The organism is Microbacterium sp. SLBN-111 (assembly GCF_049739645.1).
Classification (GTDB): domain Bacteria; phylum Actinomycetota; class Actinomycetes; order Actinomycetales; family Microbacteriaceae; genus Microbacterium.
The window spans coordinates 1377893-1395441 of record NZ_JBMGQH010000001.1; the positions used below are offsets into that span (position 1 = coordinate 1377893).

Genomic DNA, 17549 nt, shown 5'->3' on the forward strand with positions numbered 1-17549 from the left:
GTCTGTACATACCAAGTGAGTACAACCCGTGAGGCCCATCGTGGACATCCAAGAGACCGGTCGCTCTGAGCGCCTGAACATGCGCATCTCGCCAGAGGCGCTCGAGCTGTTGAGGGCTGCCGCGGCGAAGCAGCAGCAAGACCTTTCCGCTTTCGTGTTGGGTACTGCGATGGAGCGTGCGCGCGCCGTTCTCCTCGAGGATCATGTGCTTCGGTTGAGCCCACACGCGGTGCTGCAGCTCGAGAAGGCGCTCGATAGCGAAGCAACGGTGGTGCCTCAGCTCGCGGAACTCGTCCGCCGGGTGCGGGGTGGCATAAGCGAAACGGCTGCGACGACCCACGCAGACTCGCTCGCTGCTCATTAGGGAAGGTCCGCGCGAAGACTGGCGACGCGGAGATCTCGCTTCGGATAGCCCCGGCCGTACGATGGTGCCTCCCGAGCCCCACCGAAGGACCGCGCGATGACCGAGAACCCCCTCGCCCACCGGCTCGACTACACGCTCGCCGAGCTCGACGACGAGGCCCTCTCGGCCTCGCCGATCGCGCTCTTCCAGCGGTGGCTGGCCGACGCCGCCGACCTGCCCGAGCCGAACGCGATGGTCGTTTCGACGGTGGATGCCACCGGCTCACCGACCTCGCGCACCGTGCTGCTGCGCGGGATCGACGACGACGGCGCGCTGTGGTTCTTCACGAACCGCGAGTCGCGGAAGGGGCGCGCGCTCGCCGGGAACCCCGCGGTGTCGGTGCTGTTCCCCTGGTACGCGCTGCAGCGGCAGGTCATCGTGCTGGGCACGGCGACGCCGTTGCCCGCCGAGCGCGATGACGCCTACTTCGCTTCGCGTCCGCGCGGTTCGCAGCTGTCGGCCTGGGCGAGCCACCAGTCGGAGACCGTGGCATCCCGAGCCTCCCTCGAGGAGCAGATGTCCGCCGTCGAGGCGCGGTTCGGGGACGGAGCGCCGGTGCCGCGGCCGCCGCACTGGGGCGGCTACCGGATCGAGCCGCGCGAGATCGAGTTCTGGCAAGGCCGCCCGTCGCGGCTGCACGACCGGATCGTGTTCACGCGCGACGGCGACGGCTGGGCGGCGGTGCGGCGGCAGCCGTGAGTCTGGCGTTCTTGCTCGAATCCCGGGTGCTCTCGCCTACCTCGATCTCTCGGCCTTGAACCCGGCGAGTCCGTGTACTTTTCGACGTCCTCGAGGGACAGTCAAATTCGCGAAGGGGAGCGGGTTGTGTGGATCGATCAGTCCTTCGCGGACGTCGATCGGGAGGTTCTTGGTGAAGCGCGCGATCATCGCGGACTCGGCAGAACCCACGTCATCTGTCACACCGAAATGCACCCAAAGGTGTTCTGCCCGCAGCATCTTGACCGGCCATCCTCCCGCGTGAGGAGCACGGGCACCGAGCTTCGTCGCGTAGAACTGCTGCACGCGCTTCGCAACGCTCGTGCCGGCTAGACCGATGTAGACGACAGGCTCGCGCGCGGGCCACGTCTGGCGGAGGCGTTTCGAAAGTCGCTCTGAAGTGGCGGATTCGCCATGGACTGTTGCCTCGGGACGCGCCCGCAGAAGGTTGCGAACCATCGTCGGGTCGAGCGGACACGCGTCCAGTCCCACGGTCTCGTCGGCCTCGGCACTGGTCGAAACAACGTAAACGCCGGGTCGTGTTTCGAGGACGCGGTCGCCCCAACGCACCACCCCTGAGGGCGCGACCTGCGCGACTTCGAACAGTTCAGTGACAGACGTCATCCTTCGCTCCCCCCTGGGGCAGCGTACTGGCCGCTTCGCAGAGTGGGCGAGCCCGTCGAGATTACCCCCTGGCCCCTTTGCCGGGCGGAGTCGACGAAAGTGCGCCCGCAGCCACCGGGGTCTGGGCTCCTCGTTGCAGGGTGAACCCCGGTCGGTGTATCGATACTTGGATCCTGTCCGTCGCGCGCTACTCGCGTTCTATCACCTGTAACGGTAATGGCCCACTAAGGAGCCCAGCATGCGCCTCCAGTACAAAGACGAGCGGGAGATTGTCGATTTGGCGGCTTCTCAAGTGGGGCGGGAGGTGCGGTTCTACCCCAAAAAGACCGACCTTTCCCGGCGGCTCCTTGATTCGTTACGTGGGCACACGTTGGCGCAGCGCGAGCGCCCGGACTTTGAGGATCTGCAACGACGACTGCTGGTTGAGGCGATGATCGTCGATGACCATGCTCGCTCAAACAGAGTGGATGCCACGAGAGCTAGGGAGGCAGCCATGCTGAGGGAGGTCGAACAGGCGGGGCTTGCAGAGTTGTTCCCGAACGCGACTTTGGCAGCCATTGCTGATTCGGGGCTGCCAACGGATCAAGATCACAACTTCGTTGCATACTTGCGTCATTTTACTCGCGTAGTGGACAAACATGCCCGGAGCGTGAACGCCTATCGTGAGGTGCACCCCCACTTCGACCTGGCGTTCTTGATCTTGGACGAATCGACCGCATACCTCGAAACACTTGGCGCATTCGGGCCCGAGCACCGACTGAGGGTTCACGCCTTTTTCGCGGACGACGCTTTCTTGTCTGTTCTCGAGAGGTCTGGCGCTGACTGCGTGGCTTGGCTCGCGCCAAACAAGTACGTGACCTCGGACCAGGGGGATGTGCGTCTTCCCACGCTCACAATCATTGATGTTTCGGAAATCGACTTTCGTGCCCGAATCCGCTACAACCCAAGCCACATGAAGTCCACCGAGGCGTGACCGGTGGACCCGGCGGGCCTCAGCCCACGGAGCTCCGGTGGCTCAGGGCTGCACTGTGCCCGGCATCATGCCCTGCCGCGGGGCTATCAGACGTTGCAGGGCCGTGCTCGTGGGCGCACTCGCAGGGCGGGACTAGTCACTTCGACGCGACCCTCGTCCGCCGGGACGCCTTGCCGTCGTGGCATCCATCGCGCAGAGTGGGGAGGGATCCGCTCTCTCGTCCCCCAGGAGCAGCCATGGCCCCCGTCATCATCCTCGTCCTCGTCGGCGGTGCGTCGCTCGCCGTCACCGCCACAGCTCTGTGGCGCACGCCCGCCACGCGCGACGCGTTGCAGCGGTACTTCCGCTCGGCAGAGTGAGCGCGAACAGCGGTTCCGCGCGGCGCTACTGGAAGGCCGTCGCGGGCGGTGCGATCGCGGGGTTCGTCGCCGCCGCACTCGCGCTCGCCACGTACTACGGCATCGTCACGCCTGACGTGTGGGGCGCCTCGATCCCCGCGGCGCTGGGTGGTGGGGCGGCCATCGCGGGCATCACTTCGGTGTTCGTGATCGCGGGGACCGTGTGGTTCCGGCGAGCGCTGGCGGCCCGGAAGGGGTGGGTCATCGCGGCCAGCGCCATCTCTCCCGTCGCGGGGTGGACGGTGTTCGGGGTGGGGGTCGGCCTGGCGGGCGACTGGCTGCTCTTCGTGCTCTACCCGATCGTCGGCGCGCTCGCCGCGGTCGGGGCGGGGGTGATTACGTCGCTGGCTTTGCTCGTCGCGTTCGGTCCGGATGGCGGGTCGTCGACGTCAGGCGAAGACGAGCTGCGCTCGCTCGGGTTCCGCTGAGATCAGCCGGGGACCCCGTCGTCGACCACGAGCGTGTGCCACGTGTCGAACGTCAGGTTCGATGCGCCGGCCGTGTCGCCGGCGGCGAGGAGGGCGATCAGCCGCTCGTGACGTTCGAGCGACTCGCGGCCGTGCTCGATGAAGCGCACGCGTTCGGCGCGGCGTACGACCGGACCGAACTGATCGAGCACGGATTCGATCGCGGTGTTGCCGAGGGCCGCCACCGGGATGCGATGGAAGGCCTCGTCGGCATCCATCGCCGCCGGAATGTCGCCCGCGTCGAGAGCGTCGGCGAAGCGCCTGTTCGCGTCGCGCATCCGCTCGATGCCGGCGTCGTCGACCGCAGCGCCCTGGACGGCGAGCAGATGCATAGCCGCGACGACGTCGCGCGCGTCGCGCACGGCCTTCGCGTCGATCGTGCTGACGGTCGTCGAGCGGCCGGGCTTCGCGATCACCAGGCCTGACGCGCCCAGACGCAGCAGTGCTTCCCGCACCGGAGTGCGGCTGACGCCCAACCACTCCGCGAGTTCGGCGTCGCGCAACTGCTCGCCGGGCTCGAACGTCCCGTCGACGATGGCGTCTCGCAGGCGCCGAAAGACGTCGTCGCGGAGGAGCGAGCGGTCCACGCCCGGAACCTGCTGGGGAATCGGCATGCAATATATTGCGACGGCCTCGGGGCGGGAATCAAATCGGGGGCGTCGTGGTTGACTCGCACTGGATATGCAATATATTGCGTATCGCAGACGTTGCAGACGTCGACATCGACCCCGGCTCCATCAGAGCCGCAGCAGAGAGGCAGAACCATGACCGAGCAGAACATCACCAACGTCGTCCTCGTCCACGGCGCATTCGCCGACGGATCGGGGTGGCGGCGCGTCTACGACCTGCTGACCGCGCGCGGCTTCCGCGTGTCGATCGTGCAGAACCCGCTCACCTCGCTCGAGGCCGACGTCGCCGCGACCACGCGCGTCCTCGACCAGCAGGACGGGCCCGCGATCCTCGTCGGTCACTCGTGGGGCGGCACCGTCATCACCGAGGCCGGCGTCCACCCCCACGTCGCGGGACTCGTCTACGTCTCGGCGATCGCCCCCGACGCGGGTGAGTCGTCGGGTCAGCAGTACGAGGGCTTCGCGCCGACCCCCGAGTTCGTCATCGACGTCGCCGACGACGGCTTCGGCTTCCTCAACCGCGACGCGTTCCACGCCGGTTTCGCCGCCGACCTGAGCGAGGAGGATGCCGCGTTCCTGGCGGACAGCCAGGTGCCGGTGGCCATGTCGGTCTTCGGCGAGGCCGTGACGAACGCCGCGTGGCGCGACAAGCCCAGCTGGGCGGTCATCGCCACCGAGGACAAGGCCTTCGACCAGGCGATGCTGCAGCACATGGCCCGCCGCATCGGGGCCGAGATCACGAACGTTCCCGGCAGCCACGCGCTGTTCATCTCGCAGGCGGAGGCCGTCGCCGACGTGATCGCGACGGCCGCGCAGAACGCCGCGCGCTGACGCACCCCGGGGCGCGTGCCGCGTCAGATCCGCGGCACCGCCCCACCGGCGAGCCATACGCGCAGCGCGTCCAGGCGCGGTTCGTCGAGCCCCACGACGTCGATCGTCTTCACACCGCCGATGCCAGTGGCATCCTTCCGTCCCGATCGGCGGGCGATTCCCTCGGGCATGCGGTGGGCGGTGAAGTCGAGCGTCGAGTCGACGACCACGACCTCGTCGCCCGTGGGCAGATCGCGGGCGCGCTCGACCAGCGCCCGCACCTTCCAGTGCTCCCACAGCACGTTCGGTCCCACGTCGACGCGGTCGGTGGTCGGGGCGGCGGGGAGCTCGGTGGCATCCGGGAATCGGACCGTGTCGGCAAGACCGAGGTGCTCCGCGAGGGCGCGCAAGGCGTCGGGATCGGTCAGGCGGCGGGTGTGCCAGACGATGTCGGCGCCCGCGGCGGCCAGTTCGCGGATGCCATCGACCATGGGGACGCGGAAGAAGAACCGGCCGTCGGGGGTCACCGCGCCGTCGTCGGGAACCGGGAGCGGCGCGTAGTCGCGACCTTCTTTCATCGCGGCGTAGTCGCGCGCCGGTGAGTCGATCTCGACGAGCAGCACTCCCTCGACGCCGAGCAGGATCGTGTGGCGGCTCATCCCGGCAGTCTGCCAGGGGTGCCGCGGAATCACTCCCCGCTCGAGCGCCGGCTCCAGGGGATCTCGCGACCGGCGATCTGCGCCGAAATGCCCTCATCGTCGAGGAGCGCCACGAGCGCGTCGCGGGTCGCGCGGAGCAGGTCGTCGCCCCAGAGGGTACGCAGACGCTCCTCGAAGGCGCCGCGCGCGTCGCGCGCAACGGCGATCGCCTTGTGTCCCGCGTCGGTGAGGCGGACGTGGCGGGCGCGCCTGTCGTCGGGGGAGACGACCCGCGTGACCATGCCCATCCGCTCGAGCTCGAGGACGTGCTTCGACGCGCCCTGCTGTGTCATCCCGAGGTCGGCGGCCAGGTCGGTGATCGACTGTTCGCCGGTGAGCAGGCGTTGAAAGACGTAGCCGTGCGCGGGGCGGAGATCGATGCCGTGCGCGCGCAGCGCCGACAGGACGGCGTCGTTCGCGACCGTGCCGGCGAGCGAGAGCAGGGTCGCCGTGTCGAGATCGGCGGCCGACGTCGGGTCGGGTCCCTGAGGCATTGGCATCCCTTCTGGAATTCACAACCGAGGTTGTGTAATCATGTCGCCATGAACTCCGAATCTTCAACTCAGACTGCACCCACCGACGTCGAGAGCGTCGTCCGTCGCTACTACGCCGTCGTGTCCGACCTGTCATCGGCGGAGGATGACCTGCGCCACGTGCTCGCGTCCGACGTATCCGTCATCGAGCACCCGAATGCCCTCGTCCGCTCGGGCGCCCGGCGCGACCTCGCGCAGACTCTCGAGGGATTCCACCGTGGCAAGGCGCTCCTCCGCGCGCAGACCTTCGACGTGCACGACGTTCTCGTGCAGGGCGATCGTGCCGCCGTCCGTGCGACGTGGACGGGTGTCATCGCGCACGACGCCGGCCCTTTCCGGGCGGGCCAGGAACTCGTCGCCCACGTCGCCGCGACCCTCGTCGTGCGCGACGGACTCATCGTCGAGCACGAGACCTTCGACTGCTACGAACCCTTCGATACCGTGGCCGCATGATCGAGCCCGTCGCCTCGCCGTGGGTCCCGACGTGGGATCCGGCGGCCATCGAAGATCTCCGCGCGCGGCTCGCCCGCACCCGCTCGCCCATCGCGCCGCCCGACACCGGCTGGTCGGAGGGGATGGATGCCGAGTACCTCGCGGATCTGCTCACCTACTGGCGCGACGGTTTCGACTTCGGGGCCGCGCTCGCCGGCATCCGGCGCTTCCCGTGGTTCGAGGCGGAGGTGTCGCCCTCGGTACGGCTGCGCTTCATCCATCGCACGGGCGTCGGCGCGCGCACCGCGCTGCTGCTCTGCCACGGCTGGCCGGACTCGGCGTGGCGCTATGCCGACGTGATCGACACGCTGGCTGACCCGGAGGCGACGGGCGGCGACCCGGCCGATGCGTTCGACGTCATCGTGCCGGAGATGCCGGGTTACGGGTTCTCGCCCGCGGCGGATCCGGCCCCGGATGCCAGGGCGGTCGCCGACGCGTTCGCCTCGCTGATGCAGATCCTCGGCTACGAGCGCTACGTCGTGGCGGGCGGCGACATCGGCAGCTCTGTCGCGCGTTTCGTCGCGCTCAACCACCCCGAGCGTGTGATCGCCGTGCATCGCATGGATGTCGGCATCCCGGTGTTCACGGGCGACCCCGCCACCCTCGCGCCCGAGGAGCGGGAGTTCCTCGCTGCCGTGCAGGCGTGGTCGTCCGCGGAGGGGGCGTACGCGGCGATGCACCGGACGAAACCCGCCACGATCGCCGCGGCGCTGTCGGATTCGCCGGCCGGTCTCGCCGCCTGGATCGTCGAGAAGCTGCAGTCGTGGACCGACCCGCGCGGGGGAGAGCTGGGCGGTATCTCGCGGGATGCCATGCTGACCCTGCTCACCACGACCTGGGTGATGAACAGCTCGGGTCCGTCGGTGCGGATGTACCGCGCGAACGGGGCGATTCCGCCGACGGAACTGCTGCGCAAGGTCGAGCAGCCGTCGGGCTTCACCCTGTATCCGGGCGACCTGCTCGCGCCGCCGCGCGCGTGGGCGGAACGCGTCGCGGCGGTCGAGAGCTTCCGTGTCGCCGGGCGGGGCGGGCACTTCGCACCGCGCGAGGTGCCGGACGAGTACGCGGCGGAGCTGCGGGACTTCTTCCGGGCGTACCGCTGACACCGAGTTTGTTGTCCGCGCCAACTTACCTCTTGCGCTCGACGCCGAACGTGGTCTAGCTTTGCCGTCGAAGCGCTTCCCGGAAGCGCATCGACGAAGCTACGAAGGAGTCGCTATGGCCAAGATCGACGAGGTCGCCCGCGCTGCGGGCGTGTCGATCAGCACCGTCTCCTATGCGCTGAGCGGCAAGCGTCCGGTGTCGGCCGAGACGCGTCGCCGCATCCAGGCCGCGGTGCACGAGCTCGGGTACAGCCCGAACGCCGGTGCCCGCATGCTCGCCGGCAGCCAGACGAACATCTTCGCGCTGTCCGAGCCGCTGCGCGCCGACAGCCACGCGCCGAGTCACATGGCGTTCATGCACGCGATGACCGTCGCCGCGCGCCGCAAGGACTACGACATGCTCCTCCTCACCGACGAAGACGCGTCGGCCGGCATGAAGCGCGTCGCGGCGAGCGGACTCGTGGATGCCATCCTCGTGCTGGACGTCGCCCCCGACGACCCGCGCGTGGAGATCGCGCGCTCCAGCGGCATGCCGACGCTGTTCGTCGGCATCCCGAACGACCACGACGACCTCGTGTGCGTCGACCTCGACTTCGAGCGCGCGGCCATCGACGCGGTCGATCGGCTCGCCGACAGCGGGCATCGCGAGATCGGGCTCATCGGCGGGTCGCGGCGCGCGTACGAGAAGTCGAACTTCCCGCCCCGCGTGCGGTCGGCCGTCACGGACCGCGCCACCGAGCTAGGGATTAACGCGCGGGCCGTGGCATCCGGTGAGGTCGTCACCGACCGCGCGCACGTGCGCGCCTCGGTGCGCGAGTTCGTCGCCGCGGGCGTGACCGGGATCGTCCTGCACGCGCCGGAAGAGGTGCTGCAGGTCGTGCTCGTCGAGCTGTCCGCGCTCGGCAAGAGCGTGCCGGGCGACGTGTCGATCGTGTCGGTCGGCAGCAGCTTCGACACCGACGCGCTGCCGACGCCGGTCGACTCCATCCCTCTCGTGCCGCAGAGCTCGTGCGAGCTCGCGGTCGACCTCGCCATCGAGCTGATCGCCCGTCGGCCCGTGGCATCCGGTCTCCATCTCATTCCACCGACCTACCTCGACCGCGGCTCCGTCGCCGCGGCCCCTTCCGCCTGACCCTCCCAATTCCACATCTCGCTCTGTTCGCCCATTATCGAAGCGCTTCGACAATCTTCGATCGCAGACCTACAGAGCATCCGCCCCCGCTAGCGGACACCCACCAAACCAGCGGATCACAGTGAAAGGAGTGCCAACGATGGCACGCACGAACGCACAACGACGCGCGACCCGAGCCCTCGCGGCGATCGGCTCGATCGCCGTCGCCGCCCTCGCCCTCTCCGCCTGCAGCGGCGGCGGAGGCGGAGACGCCGGCTCCACCGACGGCGCGGGCAAGACCCTCACGCTCTGGCACTACGAAGGTGCCGACAGCGCGATGGCCAAGGCCTGGAACGCCGCCATCCCGATCTTCGAGGAGAAGACCGGAGCGAAGGTGAAGGTCGAGGAGAAGTCCTTCGAGCAGATCCAGAAGACCGCGAGCCAGGTGCTCGACACCGACGCCGCGCCCGACCTCCTCGAGTTCAACAAGGGCAACGCGACCGCCGGCTTCCTCGCCAGCACGGGACTGATCGCCGACATCAGCGACGCGGTCAAGGAACACGGATGGGATGCCAAGCTCGCCCCGTCCCTGCAGACCACCGCGAAGTACACCTCCGACGGCGTCATGGGCGGCGACACCTGGTACGGCGTGCCGAACTACGGCGAGTTCGTCGGCGTCTACTACAACCTCGACGCCTTCAAGGCGGCGGGTCTCGAGGTACCGAAGACCTACGACGAGTTCGTGAAGGTGCTCGACGCGTTCGTCGCGAAGGGCATCACGCCCCTCGCCGAGGCCGGCGCCGAATACCCGCTCGGACAGCTCTGGTACCAGCTCGCGCTGACCAAGGCCGACCGCTCGTGGGTCGACGACTACCAGCTGTACAAGAACCCGGTCGACTGGAACGGCACCGAGGTGAAGTACGCGTCACAGACCCTCAAGGACTACGTCGACAAGGGCTACATCGCCAAGGACGTCTCGTCGGTCAAGGCCGAGGACGCCGGCGTCTCCTTCATCAACGGCACCTCGCCGATCTTCGTGTCGGGCTCGTGGTGGTATGGCCGCTTCGCCACCGACGCGAAATTCGACTGGACCCTCTCGGCCTTCCCCGGCTCGAAGCTGTCGCTCGGATCGTCGGGCAACCTCTGGGTCGTGCCGGAGCGCTCGAAGCAGAAGGACCTCGCCTACGACTTCATCGACATCACGATGAGCCCCGAGATCCAGGCGATCATCGGCAACAACGGCGGCGTCCCCGTCGCGGCGAACACCGCGGACATCACGGATGCCAAGAGCAAGGAGCTCATCGACACGTTCAACGGCATCCTCGAGAACGACGGTCTGTCGTTCTACCCCGACTGGCCCGCGCCCGGCTTCTACGACGTGCTCGTCCAGGAGCTGCAGGGTCTGGTGACCGGCAGCCAGGATGCCACGACCACCGACACCAACCTCGGCAAGAAGTACGACGAAGGCACGGCGGACTTCCGCTGATGGCTCTTCTCACGCGACCGGCTGCTCGGGTGGCACTCCCGCCCGAGCAGCCGGCCATCCCCCAACGCAGCGGCGGCACCGCCGGGTACTGGCTGTACCTGCTGCCCGGCTTCGTGCTGCTGCTGGTGATCGTGGTCGTGCCGCTCGTGTGGAACGTGTTCCTCACCTTCACCAAGTGGCGCGGCGTCGGCGACCCCGAGTTCATCGGCCTCGAAAACTGGGCGAAGCTCCTCGGCGACGAGGACTTCTGGACCTCCTTCACCAACTCGGTGTGGATGGTGCTCGCGATGGTCGTCGTCCCCACCGTCGTCGGGCTCGCCGTCGCGGCGCTCCTCTTCGACGTCGTGGGCCGCAAGTTCGGCGGCAAGGTCGGCAGCTTCCTCCGTGCGACCTACTACCTGCCGCAGATCCTCCCCGTCGCCGTGGCCGGCATCGTCATCGGCTGGATCGTCCGGCCCGGCGACACGGGTGCGTTGAACCAGATCCTGGGCGGGCTCGGCATCCCGTCGTACGACTGGCTCGGGCAGATGCCCTCGGCACTCATCGTGCTCATGGTCGTGCTCGTGTGGGTGCAGATCGGGTACCCGGTCGTGGTCTTCATGGCCGCGCTGCAGCGGGTCGACCCCGAGCTGTACGAGGCCGCCGAACTCGACGGGGCGAACTGGTTCCAGCGGTTCACCGCGATCACGGTGAGCATCATCCGGCCCGAGATCTTCGTCGTGACCCTCACGTGCACGATCGCGGCGCTGAAGGTGTTCGGCCCGGTGTACGTCATCACGCAGGGCGGGCCCGCGGGCTCGACCATCGTCCCGGCGTACTACGCCTACCTCGAGTTCTTCACGAAGCGGAACGTCGGCTACGGCGCGACGATCGCGACGGTGCTGACGATCCTCGTCGTCATCGTGTCGATCGTGTTCATCCGCGTGCAGACCTCGCTCGAACGCAAGGAAAGGGCCGGACTGTGACCGCCACCGCCGTCATCACCACCGGACGCCCGCCGCGCCGCGGCGCCCGGGGCGGCATGACCCGCCGTCGCCCGGTCGACTGGCTGCTGCTCGCGCTCGTCGTCGTCGGCGCGCTGCTCGTGCTCGCGCCGTTCTACCTCGTGCTCGTGAACTCGTTCAAGTCGCCGGTGGACTACGCGACGTCGGGGCCGCTCGCCCTGCCGCAGCAGCTCGACTTCACCGGGATCATCGACTTCTGGAACCGCGTCGACTTCCCCCGCAAGGTCGGCAACTCGATCCTCATCTCGGGCGTCGTCGCGCTGCTCGCGGTGCTGATCTCGGTGCTGAACGCCTTCGCGATCGGCATCGGACGGGTGCGCGGGCGCACCGGGATCGTGCTGCTGTTCCTGCTCGCGAACCTGCTGCCGCAGGAGGCGCTGCTGTACCCGCTGTACTACATGTTCAAATCCGTCGGTCTGTACGACAACGTGCTGTCGGTGATCATCGTGTTCACGGTGATCCAGGCGGCGTTCGGCACCTACCTGCTGTCGTCGGTCTACGGCACGTTCCCCCGCGAGATCCTCGAGGCCGCTGCGATCGACGGCGCGACGCGGTGGCAGATCCTGTGGCGCGTCGTCTTCCCCATCAGCCGCCCCACGTTGTCGGTGCTCGTCATCTTCTTCTTCATCTGGACGTGGAACGAGTTCCTGATCCCCCTGACGTTCCTGGCATCCAATGACAACCAGACCGTGCCCGTGGCCATCAGCGTGCTGCAGGGCGACCGACTGATGGACGTCACAACGATCAGCGCGTCGGCGCTTCTGGGGATCATCCCGACGCTGATCTTCTTCCTCATCTTCCAGCGCACGCTGACACGCGGCATCACGGCAGGAGCAGTCAAGTAATGAAGTTCACCGATGGTTTCTGGCTCATGCGGCCGGGCGTCACCGTCGACTACGCCGCCGAGGCGTACGACATCGAGCGGACCGACACCGCCGACGGGCCGGGGCTGGTCGTGCACGCGCCGACGAAGGTCATCGCCAAGCGGGGAGACGTGCTGAACCGCAGCGTGCTCACCGTGACGTTGTCGTCGCCGCTCGAGGGCGTCGTCCGAGTGCGGATCGTGCATCACGACGGGGCGCGGCGGTCCGCGGGGTTCGCACTCCCGGGGGCGGTCGTGGGCGGTGGGTCGGCCACGGTGACCGACGAGGGCGGCACGCTCACCGCCGGACGGCTCACCGCGCGCGTGACGCCGGGGGCGCCGTGGGACCTCGCGTTCGAGGTCGACGGGACGCGGGTCACCGGGAGCGGGTTCCGGTCGCTGGGGCGGGTGAGCCTCGCGGACGGGGCGGACGTCGAGAGCGGCGTGATCTCGAACGCCGGAGCGGACACGGGCGTGCCGTTCTCGCGGCACTTCGTGCACGAGCAGCTCGACCTCGGCGTCGGCGAGACGATCTACGGTCTCGGCGAACGTTTCGGACCCGTCGTGAAGAACGGTCAGACCGTCGACATCTGGAACGCCGACGGCGGGACGTCGAGCGAGCAGGCGTACAAGAGCGTGCCGTTCTACGTGTCGTCGGGCGGCTACGGCGTGCTCGTGAACGACCCCGGACACGTGTCGTTCGAGATCGGGTCGGAGAACGTCGAGCGAGTGCAGTTCTCCGTCTCGGGGGAGGCGCTGGAGTACTTCGTCATCGCCGGGCCCACCCCGAAGGATGTGCTCGAGCGGTACACCGCGCTCACGGGGCGGCCGCCGGTCGTGCCGGCGTGGTCGTTCGGCACGTGGCTCACGACGTCGTTCACGACCGACTACGACGAGGCGACGGTCAACTCGTTCATCGACGGCATGGCCGAGCGCGACCTGCCCCTTTCGGTGTTCCACTTCGACTGCTTCTGGATGCGCGAGTTCAACTGGACCGACTTCACGTGGGACGAGCGGGTGTTCCCGGATCCGGATGCCATGCTCCAACGCCTCCACGACCGCGAGCTGCGCGTGTCGGTGTGGATCAACCCGTACATCGCGCAGCGCTCGCCGCTGTTCGCCGAGGGTGTCGCGAACGGATACTTCGTGCGGCGTCCGGACGGCACACCGTGGCAGTGGGACCTGTGGGTGCCCGGCATGGCGCTCGTCGATTTCACCAACCCGGATGCCGTGCGCTGGTACCAGTCGTACCTGCGGCGCCTCATCGCGCAGGGTGTGGACTGCTTCAAGACCGACTTCGGCGAGCGGATCCCCACGGACGTCGTGTACTTCGACGGGACCGACCCCGAGCGCATGCACAACCTGTACGCGCAGCTCTACAACGCGGCGGTGCACGAGGTGCTCGTCGAGGAGCGGGGCGTCGGGGAAGCGGTGCTCTTCGCCCGCTCGGCGACCGCGGGCGGGCAGACGATGCCCGTGCACTGGGGCGGCGACAACTCCTCGACGTTCGCGTCGATGGCCGAGACGCTGCGCGGCGGCCTGTCGCTCGCGTGGAGCGGGTTCTCGTTCTGGAGCCACGACATCGGCGGGTTCGAGGGCACGCCCGATCCGGCCGTGTTCAAGCGCTGGGTCGCGTACGGGATGCTGTCGTCGCACAGCCGCTTCCACGGGTCGGACTCGTACCGGGTGCCGTGGGCGTTCGACGACGAAGCCGTCGACGTGACGCGGCAGTTCTCGCGTCTGAAGCTGCGGCTCATGCCGTACCTGTACGCGGCGGCACGTACGGCCGCGGCGACGGGTGTCCCCCTGATGCGGCCGATGGCGCTGGAGTTCCCCGAGGACCCCACGACGCTGCACCTCGACCGGCAGTACATGCTCGGCCCGGACCTGCTCGTGGCGCCGGTGTTCTCGGCATCCGGTGACGTGACGTTCTACCTGCCCGCGGGGGAGTGGACGCACCTGCTCACGGGTGAGCGCGTGACGGGCGGCGGTTGGCGGCGCGAGACGCACGGCTTCGACTCGCTGCCGCTGTACGTGAGGCCCGGCGCCGTGCTGCCGTGGGGTGCGCGGGACGACCGCCCCGACTACGACTACCTCGACGGGCTCACGCTGCGCGTGTTCCCGGGGGGCTCGGGCGTGGCCGAGGTGACGGTCACCGCTCCCGACGGCCGGGCGGAGACGTTCCACGTGGACCGCGGGGAGGTGACGGAGTAATCCCCGACGTACGCTGGCGGCATGCTCACCGTCGGGTCGATCGTCATCCGTGTCGATGATCTGCACGCCCAGATCCGGTTCTGGTCGGCGGCGCTGGGCTACGCCGTTCGGGAGCCGATCGACGACGACTTCGCGCTGCTGCACGCGGTCGACGGCTCCGGCCCGAACGTATCGCTCGACGCGCAGCGGTCGGCCCGGGTCCTCCCGCCGCGGATCCACCTCGATCTCTACGCCGATGACCAGGCGGCGGAGGTGCGTCGGCTCACGGGGCTCGGTGCGACCGCGGTGGAGTGGGACGGCAGGCCCGACGACGCGGATTATGTGATCATGCAGGACCCCGAGGGCAACCGCTTCTGCGTGATCGACGCGGCGTCGTGATGGCTCCCCTCCGTGAGGTCGCGCCGGGCGTGCTCGCCGCCACGAGTCGCGTGATGCAGACGAACACGACGGTGGTCGTGGAATCCGGTCGGGCGCTGCTGATCGATCCGGGATGGATGCCGGACGAGCTCGACGCGCTCGCCGCGGCGCTGCGGGAGCGGGGGCTGACGGTCGCCGAGGGGTTCGCGACCCACGCGCATCACGATCATCTGCTGTGGCATCCCTTCTTCGGTGACGTGCCGCGGTGGGCGTCCGCGCGGACGGCCGAGCCCGCGGTCGTCGAGCGGGACGCTCTGGTCGCCGCGCTCGGGGCGGAGTTCCCCGCCGAACTTGTCGAGCTGATGGGCCGGGTGGATGCCGGCTCCCCCGCGTTCGACGTCGAACTCGTCGTGCACGATGGGCACGCTCCGGGGCACACGGCGGTCTGGCTGCCGGGGCCGCGGGTGCTCGTCGCCGGCGACATGCTGAGCGATGTCGAGTTGCCGTTGCCGTTCGATCCGGACGACGTTCCGGCATACGAGCGGGCGCTCGACGTGCTGGAGCCGTACGCGCGCGCGGCGCGGGTGGTGATCCCGGGACACGGTTCGGCGGGCTCGGACGCCCTCGCGCGGCTGGAGGCCGACCGGCGGTACCTCGCCGACGCGCGGGAGACGGGCGAGTCGCACGACCCGCGCCGCGCGAACCCGGGCATGGCGGAGGAGTACGAGCGGCTGCTGGTGCTGCTGGGGTAGATGCCCAGCGAGGGCTCGTGGGCTCGCAGGCTCGCAGGCTCGCAGGCTGTCGTGCCTCCGCTCTGGCATCAGGTACGCGCGTCTTGTGCGCGGTCCTGGGCGCCGGGCCCAGCGGGCCTTTGCGGGCGCGCCGCCCCCGCCCCCCCCCCGCCCGCCGTGGGGGCGCGCTGCCCCGGGGCCGCCCTGCTGCGCGGGTCGCCCCGGCCCCCTCTGCTGGGCGCGCCGCCCGCGGGGCCCCGCCCTGCCGGGGCGCGCCGGCCCCGCGCGGCCGCGCCGGCGCAGGCCCTCGGCTGTCCGCGCGGGCGCGCCGGCGCACGGTTTCAGAGCGGTGCTGGTTGGCGTTCATTGTCGGTCGGGGGTGGCGGGTCGGTCGCGGGTGGCGGCGGTGGGGTGGGGTCGTCGGGGAGGAATCTCACTGCCGGTGAGTACGGAAGGGGTTCGTCGATGTAGACACGTCCTGCCGGGGAGGTCCATTCGAGGATTCCGGCGGGGAGTTGTTGGACTGTCCAGCGGGTGAACTGTTTCTGGGTGTGGTGTCTTTGGCACAGGTGGGCGAGGTTGGTGATGTCGGTGGGGCCGCCGAGGGCCCAGTCGTGGGTGTGGTCGACTTCGCAGCGCACGGCGGGGGCGACGCACCCGGGCCAGCGGCAGTGGCGGTCGCGGGCGCGGAGGTGCCGGTCGATCGCGGTGGTCCGCTGGTACGTGTCGGTGGAGAGCACGGCGCCGGTGACGGGGTGGGTGATGACCCGGTCCCAGGGAACGGGGGTGACTTCGGCGAGGGCGCGGGCGGTGGGGGCGTCGATGGGTCCGTGGCCGACGAGGTCGGCGGGGTCGGAGTTCTCCTCCCCGGGGCGGAGCATCGTTAACGCCGGGACGACGACCTGCACCCGCGCGCGGATCGCGCCGAGGGTGCCGGGGCCGTCGTCGGTGCGGGTGGGGTCGGCATCCGGCGCCGCCGTCAGCAGCAGGTCCGCGAGGATGTCCGCGCGCACTTCATCGGCGGTCCGGGTATCGCGTGTGGTCGTCGTCGCGGTCGCCGAGCGGTCGCCGCGTTCGTCGCTACCGGCACCCCGACCGGCGGGTTCCCCCGCGGAGGTATCGCCGCAGCCCCCGTGTTCCCCCGTCGTCGCGTCACCGCGCCCGGCATCTCGGCGCAGGTCGATGATCGCGGCGCTCTGTTGCACGAGCCGGTCGTAGATCCCCACCGCCAGCACCGTCGGGAGCGTCGCGATCAGGTCGGACATCCCGTCCTCCCCCGGCACCACCCGGACGCACCGTGTTTCCCGGCCGCGCTGGTGCCGTTCGGTCAGAGTCGTGGGCTGCAACGACTCCGCCAACGCCAGAAGACGCGCCTTCAACCGTCCCGGGCTCAAGCCCTCGGCGGTGGCGACGGCGAGCACGTCGAACTCGTGCCGCCGCTCCGGGGGCAGGGGGAGGCCGGCATCCACGATCACTCGCACGTGCGTCCGCGTGAGGGTCCCCGCCTCCCACGTGTCCAGGGTGACGGGGAAGTCGTCGGCGAGGGTCATCGCCCGCCCGATCTGCGCCTGCACACTCCGATCCGACAGCGACGATGCTGCCGCGATCTCGGACGCCACCTCCCGCAACGCCAGCTCCGCCGCTCTCGCCGACGCCCGCACCCCCACAGCCGCGTCGAGGGCGAGGTGGCCTGCGCGGGCCAGCGCCCGCGTGCGGCGGGCTTCGGCGGAGGCGAGTTCGGCATCCGTCCCGCGCACCTCGACCAGCACCGCCGAGAGAGCGGAAGCCCCCTCATCGGGTGGTGTCGGAACCGGATCGAAAGACATGCATGCATGCTAGCGACGGCCTCCGACATCGAACCCGGCCCACGAGCCGAAATGGGGACAGATCCGCCGCGTCACCCGATGTGTAGAAGGGGTGCGGCGTCTGTGGCTCCG

The 17549-nt window shown here is 69.3% G+C and carries 20 protein-coding genes; 15 read left to right on the forward strand and 5 right to left on the reverse strand.

The window, feature by feature from the left end:
- Window positions 1-40: 40 nt before the first annotated feature.
- On the forward strand, window positions 41-364 hold the full coding sequence (locus RKD05_RS06460) for a DUF1778 domain-containing protein (RefSeq protein ID WP_424708814.1): 324 nt from the start codon (window positions 41-43) through the stop codon (window positions 362-364).
- A gap of 96 nt (window positions 365-460) precedes the next feature.
- Window positions 461-1102 (forward strand): pyridoxamine 5'-phosphate oxidase, encoded by a 642-nt coding sequence (gene pdxH, locus RKD05_RS06465; protein WP_424708815.1) that lies wholly within the window; start codon window positions 461-463, stop codon window positions 1100-1102.
- A 36-nt stretch (window positions 1103-1138) separates the two neighbouring features.
- Here the strand turns inward: pdxH and RKD05_RS06470 are convergent, their stop codons facing one another.
- On the reverse strand, window positions 1139-1744 hold the full coding sequence (locus tag RKD05_RS06470) for a hypothetical protein (protein ID WP_424708817.1): 606 nt from the start codon (window positions 1742-1744) through the stop codon (window positions 1139-1141).
- A gap of 238 nt (window positions 1745-1982) precedes the next feature.
- On the opposite strand from RKD05_RS06470, the gene RKD05_RS06475 reads away from it, so the two are divergent.
- The 3 genes from RKD05_RS06475 to RKD05_RS06485 all read left to right on the forward strand — a co-directional run bounded on the left by RKD05_RS06475 (window position 1983) and on the right by RKD05_RS06485 (window position 3543).
- Complete coding sequence (locus RKD05_RS06475) at window positions 1983-2717, forward strand: hypothetical protein (RefSeq protein ID WP_424708819.1); 735 nt, start codon at window positions 1983-1985, stop codon at window positions 2715-2717.
- 236 nt (window positions 2718-2953) lie between these two features.
- Window positions 2954-3076 (forward strand): hypothetical protein, encoded by a 123-nt coding sequence (locus tag RKD05_RS06480; protein WP_424708821.1) that lies wholly within the window; start codon window positions 2954-2956, stop codon window positions 3074-3076.
- Window positions 3073-3543, forward strand: a complete 471-nt coding sequence (locus tag RKD05_RS06485; RefSeq protein WP_424708822.1) for a hypothetical protein — start codon at window positions 3073-3075, stop codon at window positions 3541-3543. Before RKD05_RS06480 ends, RKD05_RS06485 begins: the two co-directional genes overlap by 4 nt.
- 2 nt (window positions 3544-3545) lie before the next feature.
- On the opposite strand, the gene RKD05_RS06490 is transcribed toward RKD05_RS06485, so the two are convergent.
- Entirely contained in the window at window positions 3546-4196 is a 651-nt protein-coding gene (locus RKD05_RS06490) for a GntR family transcriptional regulator (RefSeq protein WP_424708823.1), read from the reverse strand.
- Window positions 4197-4346: 150 nt separating this feature from the next.
- Here RKD05_RS06490 and RKD05_RS06495 point away from each other — a divergent pair, with 150 nt between their 5' ends.
- Window positions 4347-5042, forward strand: a complete 696-nt coding sequence (locus RKD05_RS06495; RefSeq protein ID WP_424708824.1) for an alpha/beta fold hydrolase — start codon at window positions 4347-4349, stop codon at window positions 5040-5042.
- 23 nt (window positions 5043-5065) lie between these two features.
- Here the strand turns inward: RKD05_RS06495 and RKD05_RS06500 are convergent, their stop codons facing one another.
- Together RKD05_RS06500 and RKD05_RS06505 are read right to left on the reverse strand one after the other, a co-directional pair.
- Window positions 5066-5680 (reverse strand): hypothetical protein, encoded by a 615-nt coding sequence (locus tag RKD05_RS06500; protein WP_424708825.1) that lies wholly within the window; start codon window positions 5678-5680, stop codon window positions 5066-5068.
- A gap of 29 nt (window positions 5681-5709) precedes the next feature.
- Window positions 5710-6213: a MarR family winged helix-turn-helix transcriptional regulator gene (locus RKD05_RS06505; RefSeq protein WP_424708827.1), complete on the reverse strand. Its 504-nt coding sequence runs from the start codon at window positions 6211-6213 to the stop codon at window positions 5710-5712.
- Window positions 6214-6261: 48 nt separating this feature from the next.
- Between RKD05_RS06505 and RKD05_RS06510 the strand changes: the two genes are divergently transcribed.
- The 9 genes from RKD05_RS06510 to RKD05_RS06550 all read left to right on the forward strand — a co-directional run bounded on the left by RKD05_RS06510 (window position 6262) and on the right by RKD05_RS06550 (window position 15633).
- Window positions 6262-6705 (forward strand): nuclear transport factor 2 family protein, encoded by a 444-nt coding sequence (locus tag RKD05_RS06510; RefSeq protein ID WP_424708829.1) that lies wholly within the window; start codon window positions 6262-6264, stop codon window positions 6703-6705.
- Window positions 6702-7847 carry an epoxide hydrolase family protein gene (locus RKD05_RS06515; RefSeq protein WP_424708831.1) on the forward strand — a complete coding sequence of 382 codons (1146 nt, stop codon included), beginning with the start codon at window positions 6702-6704 and terminating at the stop codon, window positions 7845-7847. Before RKD05_RS06510 ends, RKD05_RS06515 begins: the two co-directional genes overlap by 4 nt.
- 115 nt (window positions 7848-7962) lie before the next feature.
- Window positions 7963-8979 carry a LacI family DNA-binding transcriptional regulator gene (locus RKD05_RS06520; protein ID WP_424708832.1) on the forward strand — a complete coding sequence of 339 codons (1017 nt, stop codon included), beginning with the start codon at window positions 7963-7965 and terminating at the stop codon, window positions 8977-8979.
- Between the two features lie 139 nt (window positions 8980-9118).
- Window positions 9119-10444, forward strand: coding sequence for an ABC transporter substrate-binding protein (locus tag RKD05_RS06525; RefSeq protein ID WP_424708834.1), 1326 nt, complete (start codon window positions 9119-9121; stop codon window positions 10442-10444).
- On the forward strand, window positions 10444-11409 hold the full coding sequence (locus RKD05_RS06530) for a carbohydrate ABC transporter permease (RefSeq protein ID WP_424708836.1): 966 nt from the start codon (window positions 10444-10446) through the stop codon (window positions 11407-11409). Before RKD05_RS06525 ends, RKD05_RS06530 begins: the two co-directional genes overlap by 1 nt.
- Window positions 11406-12293, forward strand: a complete 888-nt coding sequence (locus RKD05_RS06535; protein ID WP_424708837.1) for a carbohydrate ABC transporter permease — start codon at window positions 11406-11408, stop codon at window positions 12291-12293. Before RKD05_RS06530 ends, RKD05_RS06535 begins: the two co-directional genes overlap by 4 nt.
- Window positions 12293-14524 (forward strand): alpha-xylosidase, encoded by a 2232-nt coding sequence (gene yicI / locus RKD05_RS06540; RefSeq protein WP_424708839.1) that lies wholly within the window; start codon window positions 12293-12295, stop codon window positions 14522-14524. Before RKD05_RS06535 ends, yicI begins: the two co-directional genes overlap by 1 nt.
- Before the next feature lie 21 nt (window positions 14525-14545).
- On the forward strand, window positions 14546-14902 hold the full coding sequence (locus RKD05_RS06545) for a VOC family protein (RefSeq protein ID WP_424708840.1): 357 nt from the start codon (window positions 14546-14548) through the stop codon (window positions 14900-14902).
- Window positions 14902-15633 carry an MBL fold metallo-hydrolase gene (locus RKD05_RS06550; protein ID WP_424708842.1) on the forward strand — a complete coding sequence of 244 codons (732 nt, stop codon included), beginning with the start codon at window positions 14902-14904 and terminating at the stop codon, window positions 15631-15633. Before RKD05_RS06545 ends, RKD05_RS06550 begins: the two co-directional genes overlap by 1 nt.
- A gap of 320 nt (window positions 15634-15953) precedes the next feature.
- Here the strand turns inward: RKD05_RS06550 and RKD05_RS06555 are convergent, their stop codons facing one another.
- On the reverse strand, window positions 15954-17438 hold the full coding sequence (locus RKD05_RS06555; RefSeq protein ID WP_424708843.1) for a DUF222 domain-containing protein: 1485 nt from the start codon (window positions 17436-17438) through the stop codon (window positions 15954-15956).
- Between the last annotated feature and the right edge of the window lie 111 nt (window positions 17439-17549).

Bases quoted from the DNA above. Each gene is read 5' to 3' on its own strand.
- RKD05_RS06515 (WP_424708831.1), top strand. From the start codon at position 6,702: ATGATCGAGCCCGTCGCCTCGCCGTGGGTCCCGACGTGGGATCCGGCG.
- RKD05_RS06545 (WP_424708840.1), top strand. From the start codon at position 14,546: ATGCTCACCGTCGGGTCGATCGTCATCCGTGTCGATGATCTGCACGCC.
- RKD05_RS06555 (WP_424708843.1), bottom strand. From the start codon at position 17,438: ATGTCTTTCGATCCGGTTCCGACACCACCCGATGAGGGGGCTTCCGCT.
- RKD05_RS06480 (WP_424708821.1), top strand. From the start codon at position 2,954: ATGGCCCCCGTCATCATCCTCGTCCTCGTCGGCGGTGCGTCGCTCGCC.
- pdxH (WP_424708815.1), top strand. From the start codon at position 461: ATGACCGAGAACCCCCTCGCCCACCGGCTCGACTACACGCTCGCCGAG.
- RKD05_RS06525 (WP_424708834.1), top strand. From the start codon at position 9,119: ATGGCACGCACGAACGCACAACGACGCGCGACCCGAGCCCTCGCGGCG.
- RKD05_RS06495 (WP_424708824.1), top strand. From the start codon at position 4,347: ATGACCGAGCAGAACATCACCAACGTCGTCCTCGTCCACGGCGCATTC.
- RKD05_RS06500 (WP_424708825.1), bottom strand. From the start codon at position 5,680: ATGAGCCGCCACACGATCCTGCTCGGCGTCGAGGGAGTGCTGCTCGTC.
- RKD05_RS06490 (WP_424708823.1), bottom strand. From the start codon at position 4,196: ATGCCGATTCCCCAGCAGGTTCCGGGCGTGGACCGCTCGCTCCTCCGC.
- RKD05_RS06530 (WP_424708836.1), top strand. From the start codon at position 10,444: ATGGCTCTTCTCACGCGACCGGCTGCTCGGGTGGCACTCCCGCCCGAG.
- RKD05_RS06510 (WP_424708829.1), top strand. From the start codon at position 6,262: ATGAACTCCGAATCTTCAACTCAGACTGCACCCACCGACGTCGAGAGC.
- RKD05_RS06505 (WP_424708827.1), bottom strand. From the start codon at position 6,213: ATGCCTCAGGGACCCGACCCGACGTCGGCCGCCGATCTCGACACGGCG.
- RKD05_RS06550 (WP_424708842.1), top strand. From the start codon at position 14,902: ATGGCTCCCCTCCGTGAGGTCGCGCCGGGCGTGCTCGCCGCCACGAGT.
- yicI (WP_424708839.1), top strand. From the start codon at position 12,293: ATGAAGTTCACCGATGGTTTCTGGCTCATGCGGCCGGGCGTCACCGTC.
- RKD05_RS06475 (WP_424708819.1), top strand. From the start codon at position 1,983: ATGCGCCTCCAGTACAAAGACGAGCGGGAGATTGTCGATTTGGCGGCT.
- RKD05_RS06520 (WP_424708832.1), top strand. From the start codon at position 7,963: ATGGCCAAGATCGACGAGGTCGCCCGCGCTGCGGGCGTGTCGATCAGC.
- RKD05_RS06470 (WP_424708817.1), bottom strand. From the start codon at position 1,744: ATGACGTCTGTCACTGAACTGTTCGAAGTCGCGCAGGTCGCGCCCTCA.